This is a genomic window from Pseudomonas sp. EL_65y_Pfl1_R83 (assembly GCF_963970695.1).
GTDB lineage: Bacteria > Pseudomonadota > Gammaproteobacteria > Pseudomonadales > Pseudomonadaceae > Aquipseudomonas > Aquipseudomonas tritici.
This window is the reverse complement of record NZ_CAXAQI010000006.1, coordinates 147,272-165,980: the sequence shown is the minus strand read 5'-3', so window position 1 is coordinate 165,980 and position 18,709 is coordinate 147,272. Positions and strand designations below refer to the sequence as shown.

General features: G+C 60.6%; 18 protein-coding genes. 6 read left to right on the top strand and 12 right to left on the bottom strand.

Annotated elements, in window-relative coordinates:
• Positions 1-46 precede the first annotated feature (46 nt).
• Positions 47-424, top strand: a complete 378-nt coding sequence (locus tag AACY08_RS11070) for a hypothetical protein (RefSeq protein ID WP_339418166.1) — start codon at positions 47-49, stop codon at positions 422-424.
• A gap of 75 nt (positions 425-499) precedes the next feature.
• Here AACY08_RS11070 and AACY08_RS11065 read toward each other — a convergent pair whose 3' ends face one another.
• On the bottom strand, positions 500-709 hold the full coding sequence (locus AACY08_RS11065; protein WP_032891681.1) for a cold-shock protein: 210 nt from the start codon (positions 707-709) through the stop codon (positions 500-502).
• A 182-nt stretch (positions 710-891) separates the two neighbouring features.
• Between AACY08_RS11065 and plsB the strand changes: the two genes are divergently transcribed.
• From plsB to AACY08_RS11050, 3 genes are read left to right on the top strand one after another with little or no spacing between them, the layout of a single operon-like run.
• The gene (gene plsB / locus AACY08_RS11060) at positions 892-3,411 is read left to right on the top strand and encodes a glycerol-3-phosphate 1-O-acyltransferase PlsB (protein ID WP_339469463.1); all 2,520 of its coding nucleotides are present in this window, start codon (positions 892-894) and stop codon (positions 3,409-3,411) included.
• Positions 3,412-3,462: 51 nt separating this feature from the next.
• Entirely contained in the window at positions 3,463-3,864 is a 402-nt protein-coding gene (locus tag AACY08_RS11055) for a YbaY family lipoprotein (protein ID WP_339469462.1), read from the top strand.
• A gap of 25 nt (positions 3,865-3,889) precedes the next feature.
• A complete protein-coding gene (locus AACY08_RS11050; protein ID WP_339418169.1) occupies positions 3,890-4,579 on the top strand; it encodes a DUF4197 domain-containing protein in 690 nt (229 codons plus the stop codon).
• Positions 4,580-4,644: 65 nt separating this feature from the next.
• Here the strand turns inward: AACY08_RS11050 and AACY08_RS11045 are convergent, their stop codons facing one another.
• The 3 genes from AACY08_RS11045 to AACY08_RS11035 form a co-directional block, all read right to left on the bottom strand.
• A complete protein-coding gene (locus tag AACY08_RS11045) occupies positions 4,645-4,848 on the bottom strand; it encodes a hypothetical protein (protein ID WP_339469461.1) in 204 nt (67 codons plus the stop codon).
• A 154-nt stretch (positions 4,849-5,002) separates the two neighbouring features.
• Positions 5,003-8,068 (bottom strand): efflux RND transporter permease subunit, encoded by a 3,066-nt coding sequence (locus tag AACY08_RS11040; protein WP_339469460.1) that lies wholly within the window; start codon positions 8,066-8,068, stop codon positions 5,003-5,005.
• 7 nt (positions 8,069-8,075) lie between these two features.
• Positions 8,076-9,176, bottom strand: a complete 1,101-nt coding sequence (locus AACY08_RS11035; protein WP_339469459.1) for an efflux RND transporter periplasmic adaptor subunit — start codon at positions 9,174-9,176, stop codon at positions 8,076-8,078.
• A gap of 93 nt (positions 9,177-9,269) precedes the next feature.
• Between AACY08_RS11035 and AACY08_RS11030 the strand changes: the two genes are divergently transcribed.
• Positions 9,270-9,923, top strand: a complete 654-nt coding sequence (locus AACY08_RS11030) for a TetR/AcrR family transcriptional regulator (protein ID WP_339469458.1) — start codon at positions 9,270-9,272, stop codon at positions 9,921-9,923.
• A 44-nt stretch (positions 9,924-9,967) separates the two neighbouring features.
• Here the strand turns inward: AACY08_RS11030 and AACY08_RS11025 are convergent, their stop codons facing one another.
• Positions 9,968-10,750, bottom strand: a complete 783-nt coding sequence (locus AACY08_RS11025) for a class I SAM-dependent methyltransferase (RefSeq protein WP_339469457.1) — start codon at positions 10,748-10,750, stop codon at positions 9,968-9,970.
• Positions 10,751-10,846: 96 nt separating this feature from the next.
• On the opposite strand from AACY08_RS11025, the gene AACY08_RS11020 reads away from it, so the two are divergent.
• Positions 10,847-11,467 (top strand): energy transducer TonB, encoded by a 621-nt coding sequence (locus tag AACY08_RS11020; RefSeq protein ID WP_339418175.1) that lies wholly within the window; start codon positions 10,847-10,849, stop codon positions 11,465-11,467.
• A gap of 3 nt (positions 11,468-11,470) precedes the next feature.
• Here the strand turns inward: AACY08_RS11020 and AACY08_RS11015 are convergent, their stop codons facing one another.
• From AACY08_RS11015 to ppc, 7 genes are all read right to left on the bottom strand, one after another.
• Positions 11,471-12,169: an extensin-like domain-containing protein gene (locus AACY08_RS11015; protein ID WP_339469456.1), complete on the bottom strand. Its 699-nt coding sequence runs from the start codon at positions 12,167-12,169 to the stop codon at positions 11,471-11,473.
• Positions 12,170-12,172: 3 nt separating this feature from the next.
• Positions 12,173-13,000, bottom strand: coding sequence for an isocitrate lyase/PEP mutase family protein (locus AACY08_RS11010; RefSeq protein WP_339469455.1), 828 nt, complete (start codon positions 12,998-13,000; stop codon positions 12,173-12,175).
• A 27-nt stretch (positions 13,001-13,027) separates the two neighbouring features.
• Positions 13,028-13,888: a DUF72 domain-containing protein gene (locus AACY08_RS11005; RefSeq protein ID WP_339437953.1), complete on the bottom strand. Its 861-nt coding sequence runs from the start codon at positions 13,886-13,888 to the stop codon at positions 13,028-13,030.
• On the bottom strand, positions 13,888-14,190 hold the full coding sequence (locus tag AACY08_RS11000; protein ID WP_339469454.1) for a hypothetical protein: 303 nt from the start codon (positions 14,188-14,190) through the stop codon (positions 13,888-13,890). The genes AACY08_RS11005 and AACY08_RS11000 overlap by 1 nt, the downstream gene beginning before the upstream one ends.
• Before the next feature lie 160 nt (positions 14,191-14,350).
• Positions 14,351-15,037, bottom strand: coding sequence for a tRNA (adenosine(37)-N6)-threonylcarbamoyltransferase complex dimerization subunit type 1 TsaB (gene tsaB / locus AACY08_RS10995; RefSeq protein ID WP_339469453.1), 687 nt, complete (start codon positions 15,035-15,037; stop codon positions 14,351-14,353).
• A gap of 90 nt (positions 15,038-15,127) precedes the next feature.
• On the bottom strand, positions 15,128-15,775 hold the full coding sequence (gene adk / locus AACY08_RS10990; RefSeq protein WP_049709696.1) for an adenylate kinase: 648 nt from the start codon (positions 15,773-15,775) through the stop codon (positions 15,128-15,130).
• 294 nt (positions 15,776-16,069) lie between these two features.
• On the bottom strand, positions 16,070-18,697 hold the full coding sequence (gene ppc, locus AACY08_RS10985; protein WP_339469451.1) for a phosphoenolpyruvate carboxylase: 2,628 nt from the start codon (positions 18,695-18,697) through the stop codon (positions 16,070-16,072).
• Between the last annotated feature and the right edge of the window lie 12 nt (positions 18,698-18,709).

Genomic DNA, 18,709 nt, shown 5'->3' with positions numbered 1-18,709 from the left:
CGACTTTCCGCGAATGGATTTTCGAATCCCGCAACGAGGAACATCCATGCGCCAACCCGATATCGAGATTTACCTGAAGGACGCTGACGTCGACTACAAGGCCATTGCCGCCTGGCTGGGCGCCGCCCTGGGCCCGTGCACCGACTGGGTCCAACGGGGTCAAACCTACAAGTGCAAGGCCGGCGATGTGCCGGTAACGTGGCTGCCGAAAGCTGTAGGCAAATGGAACAGCCTGTTCCTGGAAAGCGACCAGACCCCGTGGGATGACGACATCGCCTGCGCCCGCGCCGCGTTTGCCGCGCTGAAGGTGGAAGTGCGTTGTGCGCCGGGTACTTGGGTTGAAGAGGAAGGTGAGGAAAGCGCTGACACCTGGATTCGTATCAGTGAAGACGGTGAAGAGCAGATCACCTGGAAGACAGCTTAAAGCAGTTACAAGCTACAAGCCTCAAGCTGAAGCCAACCCGCTTGCAGCTTGAAGCTTGCAACTTGCAGCTCGGCCTTACAGGCCGACCACATCCTCCGCCTGCAACCCCTTCTCGCCGGTCACCACGGCGTACTCCACCTGCTGGCCTTCGGCCAAAGAACGGTGACCATCACCGCGAATGGCGCGGTAGTGCACAAACACATCCTTGCCGTCCTCGCGTTGAATAAACCCATAGCCCTTTGCATCGTTGAACCACTTCACATTGCCGGTTTCGCGCGTTGCCATCTGTCTTACTCCCACATGCATTTTTATTGTTGAGTTGCTCGCATTGAACTGCCGAGTATAAGACAGGCTCAAAAACGATCAACTCAAGTTTACATCGCTGCTTTTTTGCCGATTTTCGACGAATACGGCACACTACCCGCCCGAGCGTCTGCTCGGTTTTTCCCACTCAAAGCAGAAGCCGTATGACCCGCTCCCCGTTTCGCCGTCTGGTATTTGGCACCTTGCGCCGACTGTTGTACCTCTGGGTTCGCTCGGAGACGATCAACCAGTCGTCCTTAACCCTCAACCTGGACCGCAGCCGGCCGGTGTTATACGTCCTGCAATCACCCTCCCTCAGCGAATTGGCCGTGGTCGATGCCGAGTGCACCAAGGCCGGCTTGCCGCGCCCGGTGCTGCCGGTAGCGGTCGGCCCGCTAATGGAAGCGGCGGCGTTCTTCTACCTCACGCCAGAGCCCGACTGGCTCGGCCGCCAAGACAAGCGCGGCGCGCCGCCGACCCTGACCCGCCTGGTCAACACCCTCAGCGAGCACGCCGAGGAGAATGCACAAATCATTCCGGTCAGCGTGTTCTGGGGCCAATCCCCCGAAAGCGAGTCCAGTCCGTGGAAATTGTTATTCGCCGACAGTTGGGCGGTCACCGGGCGTCTGCGTCGGTTCTTGAGCATCCTGATCCTCGGTCGCAAGACCCGTGTGCAATTCTCTGCGCCTATCAACCTGCGTGAATTGATCGAGCACAATAAAGGCCACGAACGCACGGTGCGGATGGCCCAGCGCATCCTGCGTGTGCACTTTCGTAACCTGAAGACCGCCGTGATCGGCCCCGACCTGTCCCACCGCCGCAATCTGGTGAAAGGCCTGGTCAATATGCCGCTGGTGCGCCAAGCCATTGCCGACGAGGCTGAGCGGGAAAAAATCTCCCCGGAAAAAGCCAAGGCCCAGGCCTTGCGCTACGGCAACGAGATCGCCTCGGACTACACCTACACCGCGATCCGCTTTCTGGAAGTGGTGCTGAGCTGGTTCTGGAACAAGATCTACGACGGGATCAAGGTCAATAACATCGAAGGTGTGCAAAAGGTTGCCCAGGGTTACGAGGTGATCTACGTACCTTGCCACCGCAGCCATATCGACTACCTGTTGCTGTCTTACCTGTTGTTCAAAAATGGCCTGACCCCGCCGCATATCGCCGCCGGGATCAACCTGAACATGCCCGTCATCGGCAGCCTGCTGCGCCGTGGCGGTGCGTTTTTCATGCGCCGCACCTTCAAGGGCAACCCGCTGTACACCTCGGTGTTCAACGAATACCTGCATACCCTGTTCACCAAGGGTTTCCCGGTGGAGTACTTCGTCGAAGGCGGGCGCTCGCGCACCGGTCGCATGCTGCAACCGAAGACCGGGATGCTGGCGATTACCCTGCGCAGTTTCTTGCGCTCCTCGCGTATGCCGATCGTGTTTGTGCCGGTGTACATCGGCTACGAACGCGTGCTCGAAGGCCGCACCTACCTCGGCGAGCTGCGCGGCGCGACCAAGAAGAAAGAATCGATCTTCGATATTTTCAAGGTGGTTGGCGCGCTCAAGCAGCGCTTTGGCCAGGTCGCGGTCAACTTCGGCGAGCCGATCAAGCTGGCCGAATTCCTCGACAGCGAACAGCCGGATTGGCGCTCCCAGGAACTGGCCCCGAACTACAAACCAGCCTGGCTCAACGAAACCACTAACCGCCTTGGCGAACAGGTGGCGCGCCACCTGAACGAAGCTGCGGCAGTGAACCCAGTGAACCTGGTAGCGTTGGCACTGCTGTCCACCACTCGCCTAGCGCTCGACGAACAAGCCATGGCGCGCCAGTTGGACCTGTACCTGGCGCTGCTGCGCCGTGTGCCGTACTCGCCTCACACCACGTTGCCTGAGGGCGATGGCCTGGCGCTGATCAAGCACGTCAAGGACATGGACCTGCTATCGGAACAGAGCGACGCCCTCGGTAAGATTCTGTACCTGGACGAGCAAAACGCCGTCCTGATGACCTACTATCGCAATAACGTTCTGCACATTTTTGCCCTGCCGGCGCTGCTGGCGAGCTTCTTCCAGAGCAGCTCGCGCATGAGCCGCGACCAGATCCTGCGCTACACCCACGCGCTGTATCCGTACCTGCAATCGGAGCTGTTTATCCGCTGGTCGCTGGAAGAGCTGGACACGGTGGTTGACCAATGGCTGGAGGCTTTTGTCGAACAGGGCCTACTGCGTTTCGAGAAAGACGTGTTCCTGCGCCCGGCCCCCAGTTCGCGGCACTTCGTACTGCTCACGCTGCTGTCCAAGAGCATCGCCCAGACCCTGCAACGCTTCTACATGGCGATTTCGCTGCTGCTCAACAGTGGCCAAAGCAGCATCAGCGCCGAAGAGCTGGAAGACCTGTGCACGATCATGGCCCAGCGCCTGTCGATCCTGCATGGCCTCAATGCTCCAGAGTTCTTCGACAAGAGCCTTTTCCGACATTTCATCCAGACCTTGTTGGAGCAAGATGTGCTGCGTCGCAATGAAGCCGGCAAGCTGAGCTACCACGACCTGCTGGGTGAGCTGGCTGAAGGCGCAGCCAAGCGCGTGTTGCCGGCGGATATTCGCCTGTCGATCCGTCAGGTGGCCCTGCATCGTGTGGATGGCGCTGCTGAAGCGTCCGGCGAACCCGAAGCACCGACACCTGAAGAAACCCGCTAGATTTAAACAGGCGCCGGTTGGATGCCGGCGCCGTTGAAAAGGAGCTGTACCATGAAAAAGATCATTCTCCTGGGCCTCACCGCCTTGCTTGGAGCCTGCCAATCCATGAGCCCCACTTCCAAGGCCAGCCTTGATGGCGAAGTGTTCTATCTGCAACGCATTGCCCTGCCGCCAACCGCGACCTTGCGCGTCAGCCTGCAAGACGTGTCGTTGATGGACGCCCCGGCCGTCACCCTGGCCGAACAGAAAGGCCCGGTCAAAGGCCAAGTGCCGTTGCCCTTTCACCTGAGCTACGACCCGGCGCACGTCAAGCCTGGCCGCAGTTACGCGGTGAGCGCTCGCATCGAGCTGGATGGCAAGCTACTGTTTATCACCACCGAACGGCATTCTGTGCAGCTCAACGGCCAGGACCCACAACCGTTGCGTCTGCGGGTTGATGCTGTCGCCCACTGAATTCGAACTTCATAAGGAAGCGCCCATGCTCCGTAACTCCCTTCGTTTTACTGCCCTGTGTGCCGGATTGCTGCTCGGTGCCAATGCCATGGCCCTGGATCTTGGCAGCCTGTCCCAAGGTGATGCCGCCGGTGGACTCAAGGATGCACTGACCCAAGGCGCGCAGATCGCCGTGAAGCAACTGGGCGTCCCCGGTGGTTTCAGCGATAACCCCGAAGTGAAGATCGGCCTGCCGGGCAAGCTGGGCAAAGTCGCCGACAAACTGAAAATGTTCGGCATGGGTGATCAAGTCACTCAGTTGGAAACCAGCATGAACAAGGCCGCCGAAACCGCCGTGACCCAGGCCCAACCGATCCTGGTCAACGCCGTGAAAAACATGAGCGTGAGTGACGCCAAGGGCATCCTCAGTGGGGGTCAGGATTCGGCAACCCAGTACCTGAACAAAAGCAGCCGCGAACAAATCCGCGCCAAGTTCCTGCCGATCGTCAAGGCGGCTACCGACAAGGTCGGCGTGGCCCAACAGTACAACGCCCTGGCCGGCAAGGCTGCGGCCTTTGGCGCGTTGGACGCCAAGAGCGCCAACGTCGAAAACTACGTGACCGAGCAAGCGCTGGATGGGCTGTTCAAGATGATTGCCAAGCAGGAAGAAACCATTCGCGAGAACCCTGCAGCTGCCGCGACCAGCCTGGCGAAGAAAGTCTTCGGCGCCCTGTAAGCCCAGGCAGAAGCCCGGGCAGGTGTGGGGAGCTCACCTGCCCGGATCTGGAAGTCTTCGCGTAATTAGAAGATCTTCCCTAAAAGACCAATACCCCCAAAAGCGATCGCGCCCAACGGCATGACACCGAAGCCTATCGCAAAACTCTTGCGGGGCTTGCAAGCGTCTTTGCAAGGGTCGTTTGGCTTGGCAGGTTCAGGCTTGCCAGGCCCGCATGGGTTGCTGCTGCAGGCGGGTTTGAAAGCGCTGACATTGATATCAATTTTCATAAACACTCCTTGAATCATCAGATTTAAGCTTCTACCAGCAGCGGTGAAGCCTGCTGGTAGAAGACCTGGCAATCAGGTAATTCATGTGTGGCCCCGCGTCTCTGAAACGTTCCCGCCTGCGTATTGCCTTTGTGAAAATCCCTACGACAAGCTTTTACACGGACTGTGGTTTGACTCGGAACCATGCCGCGTACAACGCTGGCAAGAATAACAACGTCAACGCCGTCGCCACGATCAAGCCACCCATGATCGCCACGGCCATTGGTCCGAAGAACACACTGCGCGACAGTGGAATCATTGCCAGCACGGCCGCCAGGGCTGTCAGCACAATCGGGCGGAAACGTCGCACGGTGGCTTCGATGATTGCCTGCCAGGGTGCCAGGCCCGCCTTGATGTCCTGTTCGATCTGATCTACCAGGATCACAGAGTTGCGCATGATCATCCCGGACAGTGCGATGGTCCCCAGCATGGCCACAAAGCCAAACGGCTGGCGGAATACCAGCAGGAATAACGTCACACCGATCAACCCCAGCGGCGCTGTCAGAAACACCATAGCCGTGCGCGAGAAGCTGCGCAGTTGCAGCATCAGCAGAGTCAGCACCACCACGATAAACAGCGGCACGCCTGCCTTGACCGAGTTCTGGCCACGGGCCGAGTCCTCGACCGTACCGCCGACGTCCAGCAGGTAGCCATCCGGCAGTTCGGCCCGCACGCCTGCAAGGGTTGGCAAGATCTGCTGGACCAATGTCGCCGGCTGCTCCTTGCCATAGATGTCAGCGCGGATGGTCACCGTCGGCAGACGGTTGCGGTGCCAGATAATGCCTTCCTCGAAGCCGTATTCGAGGGTGGCGATTTGCGACAGCGCTACGCTTTTACCGTTGTCGGTGGGCACCGCCAGGCTTGGTAGCAATGACAGCTCGGTGCGTTCATGCACCGTGCCGCGCAGAAGGATCTCGATCAACTCGTTGTCCTCGCGGTACTGACTGACGCTGGAACCGGTCAACGAACTCTGCAGGAACTTCGACAGGTTGGCCGTGCTCACGCCAAGGGCGCGGGCGCGGTCCTGGTCGATATTGAGGTAGACGATCTTGCTCGGTTCTTCCCAGTCCAGGTGCACATTGACCACATGGGTATTTTCGCGAACCTTGGCCGCGACTTTGCGTGCCAGGGCGCGGACTTCTTCGATGTGCTCACCGGTCACGCGGAACTGCACCGGGTAGCCCACGGGCGGACCGTTTTCCAGGCGTGTGACGCGTGAGCGCAGATCCGGGAAGTGTTCGTTGAGGGTTTCGATCAGCCAGGTGCGCAGGCTTTCACGTTCTTCAATGGTTCTGGCCAGCACCACAAACTGCGCGAAGCTGGCGGCCGGTAGTTGCTGATCCAGGGGCAAGTAGAAGCGCGGCGAGCCCGTACCGACATAGGCCACGTAATTGTCGATGCTTTCATGCTCCTTGAGCAGCGCCTCCAAGCGTTTGACCTGGTCAGCGGTGTTGCTCAAAGAGGCACCTTCGGCCAGCTTCAGATCGACCATCAGCTCCAATCGGCCAGAAGCTGGGAAGAACTGTTGAGGCACAAAACGGAATAACGCCACCGAGCCGATAAACAGCAACAGGGTCAGCACGATCACGGTCTTGCGCCGACGCACACACCATTCCACCAAACGCCTTACACGTTGATAGAACGGCGTGCCGTAGGGATCTGGGCCATCGGTGCCGTGCTTGGCTGCGTGAATCTTCGCCAGGTCCGGCAGGAGTTTTTCCCCCAGGTAGGGCACAAACACCACGGCGGCCACCCACGAGGCGAGCAACGCAATGGTCACCACCTGGAAAATCGAACGGGTGTATTCGCCGGTGCTCGATTGCGCCGTGGCGATCGGCAGGAAGCCCGCCGCCGTGATCAGCGTACCGGTGAGCATCGGGAATGCGGTGCTGGTCCAGGCAAAGCTGGCGGCCTTGAGCCGGTCATAGCCCTGCTCCATTTTGATCGCCATCATTTCTACCGCGATGATCGCGTCATCCACCAGCAAACCCAAGGCAAGCACCAGGGCACCGAGGGAAATCTTGTGCAGGCCGATGCCGAGGTAATACATGGTGGCAAAGGTCATCGCCAGCACCAGCGGAATCGCCAGGGCCACCACCATGCCCGTGCGCACGCCAAGGGAAAAGAAGCTCACCAGCAACACGATGGCCAGCGCTTCGGCCAGCACCTGCACGAATTCGCCGACGCTGGTTTTCACCGCCGCCGGTTGGTCCGACACCTTGCGCAGTTCCATGCCTGCCGGAAGATTCTTCTGCAGGCGTGAGAATTCGCTCTCCAAGGCTTTGCCCAATACCAGAATATCGCCGCCGTCACGCATGGCCACGGCCAGGCCAATGGCATCTTCGCCCATGAAGCGCATACGCGGTGCCGGTGGATCGTTGAAGCCGCGGTGGATGTCGGCTACATCGCCGATGCGGAAGGTCCGGTCACCCACGCGAATCGGGAAGTTGCGGATCTCTTCCACGCTCTTGAAGTTGCCCGACACCCGCAGTTGCACGCGCTCGCTAGGGGTTTCAAAGAAGCCCGCAGTGGACACCGCATTTTGCTCCTGCAATGCCTGCTGCACCGCCGCCAATGGCAGGCCGAGCGTGGCCAGCTTGAGGTTGGACAGTTCGATCCAGATCTTTTCATCCTGCAGGCCGAGCAGCTCGACCTTGCCCACATCCGCCACCCGCTGCAGTTGAATCTGGATGCGGTCGGCGTAGTCCTTGAGCAGGGCGTAGTCAAAACCATCGCCGGTCAGCGCGTAGATATTGCCAAAGGTGGTGCCGAACTCATCGTTGAAAAACGGCCCCTGGATATCCGGCGGCAAGGTCTGACGGATGTCGCTGATCTTCTTGCGCACCTGGTACCACAGGTCGGGGATCTGCGCCGAATGCATGGAATCACGGGCAATGAAAGTGACCTGGGATTCGCCGGGCCGCGAGAAGGAGACGATGCGCTCGTACTCACCCGTCTCCATGAGTTTTTTCTCGATACGCTCGGTGACTTGCCGCGAAACTTCCTGGGCCGTGGCCCCCGGCCAGTTGGTCTTGATCACCATGGCCTTGAACGTGAACGGCGGGTCTTCACTTTGTCCCAGCTTGGAGTAGGACAAGGTGCCAACCACCGCCAGCAGTATCATCAGGAACAGTACGATCTGGCGATTACGCAGCGCCCATTCGGAAAGATTGAAACCCATTGGGGGACTACTCCTTGGCCGCCAGATTCACCACACGGTTGGCACGATCCACCGGGCGCACTTGCTGGCCCTCGTGGAGCACATGGACACCGGCGGCGATCACCCAATCGGTCGGGGTCAGGCCTTCCAGTATCGGGACGGTTTTTTCACCAAAGGCGCCGATGCGCACCGGTGTGCGCTTGAGCGTGTTGTCGGGCTGCACACGCCAGACGTAGGACTCACCGTTCTGCGCACTGAGGGCAGACAGCGGCACCGACAACGGAATCACACCGTCAGCCTGTATGAAAACGCGGGCGCTTTGGCCCAGCTCGGCCGGTATCTTGCCACCCGTGAACGCCACGCGGGCCGCGAACGTACGCGACTTCGGATCGGCCGCCGGTGACAGCTCACGAATACGCCCGGTGAAGCGTTGATCGGGCTGGCTCCAGAGCTCCACCGACACCGGCTGGCCGATCTTGAAACGGGCAAAACCCTGCTCCGGCAGGCTTATCAGCACTTCGCGCTCGCCATCGGTGGCGAGGGTGAACACGGTCTGGCCGGCGGACACCACTTGGCCAACTTCCACTGCGCGCTTGGCGACCACACCGTCTTGTGGCGCACGCAGCACGGCATAGCCGGCCTGGTTGCTGGCCACGTCGAACTCAGCCTTGATCTGCTTGAGGCGGGCAACACCGGCCCGGTAGAGATTTTCGGCATTGTCATACTGAGAACGGCTGACCATCTGACGGTCCATCAAGGTCTTGTAGCGATCGCGCTCGGCACGCACCAGGCTCAGGTTGGCCTCGGCGGCGGCGACTTGGGCACGGGTGGCTTCCAGTTGCAGGCGCACGTCCTGTGGGTCGAGCTCTGCCAGCGGTTGGTTGGCCTTGACTCGCTCGCCCTCCTCCACCAGCCGCTTGCTGATTTTGCCGCCGATGCGGAATGCCAGGTCTGGCTCATAGCGCGCACGCACTTCGCCGGGGTAACTGCCCATCGACTGCGACGAAGGCAGTGGCTGCACCACCATGGCCGGGCGGATGGTGGCCTGGGTCGCTTCCTCATGGCCGCAAGCGGTCAACAGGACGACCAGACTGACAGGCAACGCAAAGGGCAGGAAAGTGCTGCGCATGCTGTAGGACCTTTCGCAAATGAAGCTAAGAATAATTATACTGGCCGGTATGTTATTAATACCAAACTCGCCAGTCCAGTATTAAAGGTGAAAATGTCCGACAATCCTGTAAACACCAATAGCCCCGGGCGCCCCAAGGACATGGCAAAACGCCAGGCTATCCTCGAAGCAGCGAAATTCCTGTTTTTGAGCAATGGTTACGCCAGTACCAGCATGGACGCCGTGGCCCTTGAGGCGGGCGTCTCAAAACTGACCGTCTACAGCCACTTCAATGACAAAGAAACCCTGTTCACCGCCGCCGTGGTGGCCAAGTGTGAGGAACAGCTGCCGGTGATGTACTTCGAGCTGCCCGAAGGCGTGCCCGTGGAGACTGTGTTGTTGAACATCGCGAGGGGGTTCCATCGCCTGATCAACAGCGAAGAATCGATAAACCTGCATCGCCTGATGATGACCACCGGCAACCAGGACGTGAAACTCTCGCAGATCTTCTTCGAGGCCGGCCCCATGCGCATGCTGCAAGGCATGGAGCGTCTGCTCGGCAAGATCGACCAGGGTGGCGCCCTGAGCATCGATAAACCCTTCACGGCAGCCGAGCACTTTTTTTGCCTGCTCAAGGGCACGGCGAATTTTTGCCTGCTGTATGGCTGCGGCGGACAACAGAGCGAAGAAGCCGCCGAAGCGCATGTGCAGGAAGTGGTGGGGTTGTTTATGCGGGCTTATGGGAGAGGAGCAGTTGCAAGGGGTTAGCTACAAGCGGCAAGTGTACAGCGCGTTTGCTTGCAGCTTGCAGCTTAGAGCTTCAGCGCTTTTTTAGCATAAATATCATACCGGCTGGACTTACCCTCCAGCGCGTGGCTCGGCTTGGGCCCTTCAATGCACGGCGCCTTGCGCGCACGCTTGACCACCACGCGGTGGCTGGCCAGGGCCAGGGCGGCGGCCAGCAGGGCCGGTGCGTCCGGATCATCGCCCACCAGCGGGCGGAACAGGCGCATTTCCTTCTTCACCAATGCCGTCTTCTCACGGTGCGGGAACATCGGGTCGAGGTAGATCACCTGCGGCGGCTCGCCTTCCCAGTTGCACATTACGTCAATGGAGTTGCCCTTGAGCAACTTCATGCGCGCCACGATCGGCGCCACCTCACAATCATCCGCGCCGCGCGCCAGGCCGTCTTCGAGCAGGGCGCCGATCAGCGGCTGGCGCTCGATCAGGCTCATTTCGCAGCCCAGGCTGGCAAGCACGAAGGCGTCCTTACCCAGGCCCGCCGTGGCGTCCAGCACCCGTGGGCGGACGCCTTGGGCGACACCCACGGCCTTGGCAATCATCTGCCCGCTGCCACCGCCGTACAGGCGTCGATGCGCCGCGCCGCCCTCGACAAAGTCCACCCGCACCGGCCCTGGCGCGTCAGGCCCAAGCTGTTGTAGCTGTAGGCCATGCTCCCCGAACTGCAGGGAAAAGTCCGCATCCGCCAGGTGTAACGGCAAACCCAGCAGTGAAGCCCACTGCTCGGCACGGTCCTGGAAGCCTTCGCCCAAGGCCTCGACCCTGATGCGGCTGGCCGCTGGTTGTTCGCTCATCAATCGCTACGCTCAAAAATATTAAGGATCGGCCAAAACCGGCCGATAAAAACAACAGTCAGGTATTTTGCCAGAGCTGAGCGTCGACCGAGAAAAATGTCAGACATTCTTCCCCTAACCATCGGTGTACTGCCGACCCATAACCACTACGGCCTGCGCAATACTCAAGCGCTGGCCGGGGTGAGTCATGTGTGGCAGGACTTCTTCGCCCGGGCATTGGCCGAGCAGCTCGGCGATACGCCTGGCGCGCTGGCGGTCCAGGCGCCTGCACCTGCGGACCCAGCGGTAGAACCCAACGCCGGCGCCGACCTGTTGTCGCAGATCCTCACCCAGCGTGAGTGTGACGTGAAGGACACCGAGATCGCCCCTCCAGAGCCGCTGTTCCTGCCGATCGCCGAGTTCGAAACCGAACTGCTGCCACCCGCCGCCGAGCCATTCCCGGAAGAAGAAATCGTCGCCCAGCAACGCCAGCAGAATTTCGAAAGTGGCTGGGTGCGCCCGATCGTGCTGACAGCCGGCCAGCCGCTGCCGGAGCCAGGCCCGGTGCCGGCACCACGCCCACTGCACCTGCCCATTGCCGAATTCGAGCTGGACCTGCTGCCACCGGCCGCCACGCCTTACCCTACCGAAGAACTGGTCGCGCAACAAAAGGCCCTGGACTTCGATTACTACTGGGCACGTCCGTTGATCGCCAACAACCTGCGCCTGGCCGCTTAAACCCTAGCGACACACCCACCAACGCCCCATGTCCAGATGGAAATGGTTGCGGTGCGCGGCGTTGTAGTCCGGGCTCAACACCACATTGAAATCATCGCAGGCGCTATCGCGCACCCGACGCAGGAACCGAGCATCAGCGCCCTCCCCCGGCCAACCTTTGAGCACACTGATGCGGCGCCCATCCGCCAGGCGAAAGCCGGCAATATCCAACGCATTGGCGGAGGCATGCTCGCTGAGTCGCCCTACAGAACGGTTATACATGTTACGGCAGGCAAAGCTGCCCAGGTGATCGACCCGCGTCACCGCCTGGCCAAACACCGCCTGCGCCGCCGGCTGCAAACTGTGCCGCTCGAACAACGCGAACGCCACCGCCAGTGGGCAACTGGCGAGAAAGCTACTGCTGAGCCCAACCGCAGCGCCCTGTACACGCAAGGTATTGCGTAAAGGGCAGGCGGCGTCGACGGGCGTATCGGCCTGATGGCTGACGCGCAGGCCGGAGGTTTCCAGCACGCTGTCGCACAGCGCTGGATCATCCTGCAGACGTCCCAATTTATAACGGGTCAAAAAGTTGGGGCTGGCGCGCACATCCAACGGCGCCCAAGGGTTCCAATCAGCCGGCAACGGCAGCCAGCCACGCCAGACACCAACGGCAAACACCCCGCCCAGAACCAGCAGTACGCAGATGATTTTGAAGAAACGCACCGCTTAGTCCTTAAAGAACTGGTTGGCCTGACTGAACGGCATTTTGCGGTCGGTGAAGGTGAACGAGCCCAGCTCATAGACCTCCTGGGCCGCGCGGTAGAACTCACCATAGGCAGCCAACGCCAGCGCCGAGCCGACGCTGATACGCCGCACGCCCATCTCGCCCAATTGCGCCACACTGAGGTTCAAGCCGCCGGACATCAACACATTCACCGGTTTGGGCGCCACCGCTTTGACCACCGCCAGCACTTCCTCGGCAGTGCGCAGAGCCGGTGCATACAGCACGTCGGCACCGGCTTCGGCGTAGGCTTGCAGGCGGCGGATGGTGTCAGGCAAATCCAGACGACCATGCAGGAGGTTTTCCGCGCGGGCAGTCAGGGTGAAGGGGAATGGCAGGCTGCGCGCGGCGGCAACGGCAGCTTCCACGCGCTCGACGGAGAGGTCGAAGGGATAGATCGGGTCAGCGGCAATACCGGTGGCATCTTCGATGGAACCGCCAACGATACCCGTGGCCGCGGCACGCAGGATCGTCTGGACGCAGCCTTCGGGGGTGTCACTGAAGCCGTTTTCCAGATCGGCCGCTACCGGCAACGCGGTGGCTTTGACGATCATACTGGCGTTGATCAAGGTGTCATCCAGGGACAGCGCCCCTTCCGCATCCGGGCGCCCCAGGCTGAACGCATACCCCGCACTGGTGGTGGCCAGCGCTTCAAACCCCAGGCTGGCGAGCATCACAGCGGAACCAGCATCCCACGGGTTGGGCATGACAAACGCACGGTCTCGCTCATGCAAGGCCTTGAAGGTTTCGGCGCGAAGGGTTTGGGCATCCATGTCTGGCTCCAGGCGGAAAAAGGTGCCCTAGAGTAACCCCAGTTGCTCCGCTGCGGGAGCTCGATCCAAGGTTGCCAGCGCTGGCAGGCCAGGCAGACGCACCATCAACTGGTCGTGAAAACGCAGCGCCAATTGCGCGGCGAGGCGGTTGTCCGAGGTGTGCAGGAACACGTAGGGCGTACGGCCTTCTTCAATCCAACCGGCGACTTTCTCCACCCATGGGACCAGGAACGGGTCATTGGCTTCCAATTCGGGATGGCCGATAAAACGCACTTGGGGAAACAGCGTCAGCGCCGCCGGACGCGGCGGCACCTTGGGCTTTTTGGATTGCGCGTGCAGCACGGCCGCCGAGGTGGACGTGCAACTGAACAAGGCCCGCGGGTCAAGGCAGACCCGCTCGACCCCGCGATCACGCAACAAACGGTTGAGCGTTCGCTCGGCCTCGCCCTTGGCGAAAAACTCAAGATGCCGCACTTCGACAGCCATCGGACGCTCGAGCCCATCAATGAAACCTGCCAACTCACCCAGCCGCTGCGGCGTGAACGTCGCGGGCAGCTGCAACCACAACGGCGATACCCGCTCACCCAGCGGGCTCATCAAGCCAACAAAGCTTTCTGCCGCCGGCAGTTGTTCGATCAGGTTGCCGCTGTGGCTGATATCACCGGGAAATTTGGCCGTGAAGCGGAAATCGTCAGGCATGATTTCGGCCCAGCGTTGCACCGTGGCAGCTGAAGGGCGGGCATAAAAGGTGGTGTTGCCTTCAACGGCGTTGAAGACCTGGGAATAGAGCGCAAGGTAGTCGCTGGAACGGGCATCGGCGGGGTACAGGTACTCGCGCCAAGCGTTTTCGCTCCAGGACGGGCAACCGAGGTAGTAAGGCAGACGCATCAGATGTGGATGTCGAGGCCCAGCACTTCCATATCCCATTCGACAAAACCGGCGGTGGTCATGTAGCTGGCCAGGGCGGTGGCGACGCTTTTGCTCATGGAGCGCGGGAAGACCATGTCTTGCTGACGGGCTGGAAGACCGCTGATACGAGCGCCTGCGGAACCCTGGGCATTTTGCTGTGCTTCGGACTGGACTTCGATGAAGTCCGGCGAATCTTCGACGGACTCGTCTACCGTAACGTTTGCCTTGCGTGGCTTACGCTTGATGGGGTAGGACGGTGAGGAAAATCCATCTATACGCATGTATGCGAACTCGAAATCGGTGATGGCATTTTAGTGGCGCAATCCATAACGCGCAAATGCTCTGGTGATAACTAGAACACATAATTTGAAAAAGGTTTAAAAGCGGGGGCAAATTCTGACGATTGGTGAATTTAGCCCCAAAGTGCCACCATTTTTGGCGTCAAATAATCCCGCGTTCAGCTTTAGTCTGCGCAACCTTATCGCGCAGATAAACCGGAGCAGCTTGGTCCGCCGGAATCGCTTCACCCCGTTCGAACGCGAAGCGCGCAAGGGTCAATAAGTCTTCGGCATGAGGCAACATCGCAGCGTCCTGGCCGGCCAACGACACGCCAATACGTTCGCCATAACCCCAGCCGGTGCCGGCGCCGAACCAATCACCGCTGGCATCCAACGGCAACGCAGACGACGCCGGCGGCTGCACCGCTTCCACGCCCACCAGGCGCATCTCGCCCGCCGTTGCGCGATAGCAACCCCAATACACTTCATCCATCCGCGCATCGATAGCGGCCGCCACCTGCTGCGCGCCGTGTTCACGCAAGGCACGCTGGGCCAGAACCGCCAGGTTGGACACCGGCAACACTGGGCGCTCCAACGCGAACGCCAGCCCCTGCACCACGCCGATGGCGATGCGCACACCGGTAAACGCGCCCGGGCCACGGCCGAAGGCGATGGCATCGACCGCAGCCAACGTCGTGCCTGCGTCTTCAAGCAGTTGCTTGATCATTGGCAGCAGCTTCTGCGCATGCAGGCGCGGGATCACCTCGTAGTGGCTCGTTACCTTGCCATCGTGCAGCAAGGCAACGGAGCAAGCTTCAGTCGCGGTGTCCAGGGCCAGCAGGGTGCTCATCGTTGTGGGTGTCCAAGTCGAAAAAAAGTGCGCCAGTATAAACAACAACGGCCCGCAAGCGGGCCGTTATCCGTGAAGCCAGTCGAGGGATCAGCTCAGTGCTTGCAGCACTTTGGCAGTGATCGCTTCAACCGAGCCGACGCCAGGAATGTGGCTGTACTTCGGCTTGCCGTTAGCGGCGGACAGCTTCTGGTAAAAATCCACCAGCGGCTTGGTCTGGGAATGGTAGACCGACAGGCGATGACGCACGGTTTCTTCGGTGTCGTCTTTACGCTGCACCAGGTCTTCACCCGTCACATCGTCCTTGCCTTCAACCTTTGGCGGGTTGTAGACGGTGTGGTACACGCGGCCAGAAGCTTCGTGAACGCGACGACCAGCAATGCGCTGGACGATTTCTTCGTCTTCAACCGCGATTTCGACGACGGCATCCAGCTCGACGCCGGCCTTCACCAGGGCTTCGGCCTGGGGAATGGTGCGCGGGAAGCCGTCGAACAGGAAACCGTTCTTGCAGTCTTCCTGGCTGATGCGTTCCTTGACCAGGTTGATGATCAGGTCATCAGAAACCAGGCCACCGCTGTCCATCACGCTCTTGGCGATCAGGCCCAGCTCGGTGCCGGCCTTGACGGCCGCACGCAGCATGTCGCCGGTGGAGATTTGTGGAATACCGAATTTTTCAGTGATGAACTTTGCCTGAGTACCTTTACCGGCCCCCGGAGCTCCCAGCAGAATGACGCGCATTGATGTGCTCCTCAATTTTTTATAGAGATGACGCTCGGATTCGCCGCGTGGGGCCAATCTCGTAAAATAGGGTTTGTAACTGTATGAGCCCAGCCGTCCAAAACGGCCAAAGGCTGATCAAGATACACAGCAGGCCCTAACCACACAAGCCGCCGAAAGTCGCAGGAACCGTGCCCGGCTTACGTCATAGGTAGGGGTGTGCCTGAGTGCAACCCAGCCGCATAAACGCCAGCCGCCCTTTTCAGGACGGGCGACGTGGTTTATCTGCAAGCCATTGAGAATACGCAAAAAACCTTAACCGGTGTTACGCAAACCAGCGGCAATACCGGCCACAGACACCAGCAGCGCCTGTTCCAGAGGGCTGTCTTGCGCCGCTTCCTGCTGGCGCGAGCGTGCCAGCAGCTCGGCTTGCAGCAAGTGCAAGGGATCGAGGTAGGTGTTGCGCAGGCGGATGAACTCAAGGGTGTCTGGGCTGTGGGCGAGCAGTTGCGACTGACCGGTCAGGCCAAGCACCACGCCGCACGCCTGCGACAATAGGTCGCGCAGGTGCACGCCCAATGGCAGCAGGTCTGGCTGCACCAGCCGCTCGTCATACAGACGGGCGATATCGGCATCGGCCTTGGCCAGCACCATTTCCAGCATGTCGATGCGGGTACGGAAGAACGGCCATTGCTCACGCATCTGCCCCAGCAGTTCGCCTTCGCCGCGCTCCAGCGCCTTGCTCAGCGCCGCTTCCCAACCAAGCCAGGCCGGTAGCATCAGGCGGGTCTGGGTCCAACCGAAGATCCATGGGATCGCGCGCAGGCTTTCAATCCCGCCCGCACGGCGCTTGGCCGGGCGACTGCCCAATGGCAAACGGCCCAGTTCCTGTTCCGGCGTGGACTGGCGGAAATACTCAACGAACTGCGGATTTTCCCGCACGACGGCGCGGTAAGCGCTGACACCGTCTGCCGCCAATTCATCCATCAAATGGCGCCAGGCCGGTTCAGGCGGCGGCGGTGGCAACAGCGTGGCTTCGAGTACCGCCGCCAGGTACAGATTGAGGTTCTGTTCGGCGATATCCGGCAAGCCGAATTTGAAGCGAATCATTTCGCCCTGCTCAGTGGTACGGAACCGCCCCGCCACCGAACCCGGTGGCTGCGACAGGATCGCCGCGTGCGCCGGGCCGCCGCCACGGCCGACCGTGCCGCCACGACCGTGGAACAACAGCAATTCCACTTGTTGTTCGCGGCAGATATCCACCAGCCGTTCCTGTGCCCGGTACTGCGCCCAGGCAGCGGCGGTGGTGCCGGCATCCTTGGCTGAGTCCGAGTAGCCAATCATCACTTCCTGCGGGCCCTGCAAACGCGCGCGATAGCCCGGCAACAGCAACAGTTGCTCGATCACAGGACCGGCGTTATCCAGGTCGGTCAGGGTTTCGAACAGCGGCACCACGCGCATCGGTCGTTGCACGCCTGACTCTTTAAGCAGCAGTTGCACTGCCAGCACGTCCGACGCCGCGCCCGCCATGGAGATGACATACGAACCCAAGGAGGCGGCCGGTGCGGCGGCGACTTCCTTGCAGGTGTTGAGCACCTCGGCCGTATCGGCCGACGGCTTGAAATAACTCGGCAATAGCGGTCGACGGTTGGCCAACTCCTTCATCAGGAAGCTGATGCGTGCGTCTTCGTCCCAGTCTTCGTAACGTCCCAGCCCAAGATAATCGGTGATCTCGGTCATCGCCGCCGAATGGCGACTGGAGTCCTGGCGCACGTCCAGGCGTACAAGGAATAAGCCAAAGGTCACGGCCCGACGCAGGCAGTCGAGCAGTGGGCCATCGGCGATCACGCCCATGCCGCACTCATGCAGCGACTGGTAGCACAATTCCAGCGGCTCCAGCAGGTCACGGTTGTTCTGCAACACCTCGGCCGGCGCCGGGGTGCTGCTGCTCAACGCCGTGTGTGCCCATTGGCGCGTGGCGCGCAGGCGTTCGCGCAGTTGCTTGAGCAATGCGCGATAAGGCTCCACGCTGTCACCGACCTTGGCCTGCAACGCCGGGCTGGCCTGTTGCATCGACAGCTCCGAGGCTAGGTGATCGATATCACGCAGGTACAAGTCGGCCGCCATCCAGCGCGCCAACAGCAACACTTCGCGGGTGACCGGCGCAGTGACATTCGGGTTGCCGTCACGGTCGCCGCCCATCCAGGACGCAAAGCGGATTGGCGCCGCTTCCAGGGGCAGGCGCAGGCCGGTGGCGGCGTGCAACGCCTGGTCAGCCTTACGCAGGTAATTAGGGATGGCGTGCCACAGCGAATGCTCGATCACCGCAAAGCCCCACTTGGCCTCGTCCACCGGGGTGGGCCGGGTACGGCGGATTTCTTCGGTGTGCCAGGCTTCAGCGATCAGCCGTTGCAGGCGCTGGCGGATCTGCTCGCGCTCGGCGGTAGTGAGGTCGCGGTGATCCTGCAGGGCCAGTTGGGCAGCAATAGCATCGTATTTCTGGATCAGGGTACGGCGCGCCACTTCAGTAGGATGAGCGGTGAGGACCAGTTCAATCTCCAGGCGCCCCAACTGGCGGGCCAGGGATTCGTTGCTATGACCTTCACTTTGCAGGCGGGCAAGCAACTCCGGCAATACGCGGGATTCAAACGGCGCGGCTTGCGACTCATCGCGTCGGTGAATCAGTTGGTATTGCTCAGCGATGTTGGCGAGGTTGAGGAATTGATTGAACGCACGGGCCACCGGCAACAGTTCATTTTCCTGCAACTGATTCACGCGGGTACTCAGTTCATCGCCAGCGCCGCGGCGATCAGCCTTAGCGCCTTTGCGGATCTGCTCGATCTTGTCGAGGAAATCATCGCCGTACTGCTCTCGAATCGTGTTGCCCAACAGCTCACCCAGCAGGTGAACATCCTCACGCAAGCGTGCATCGATATCACTCATCAGCCAATCTCC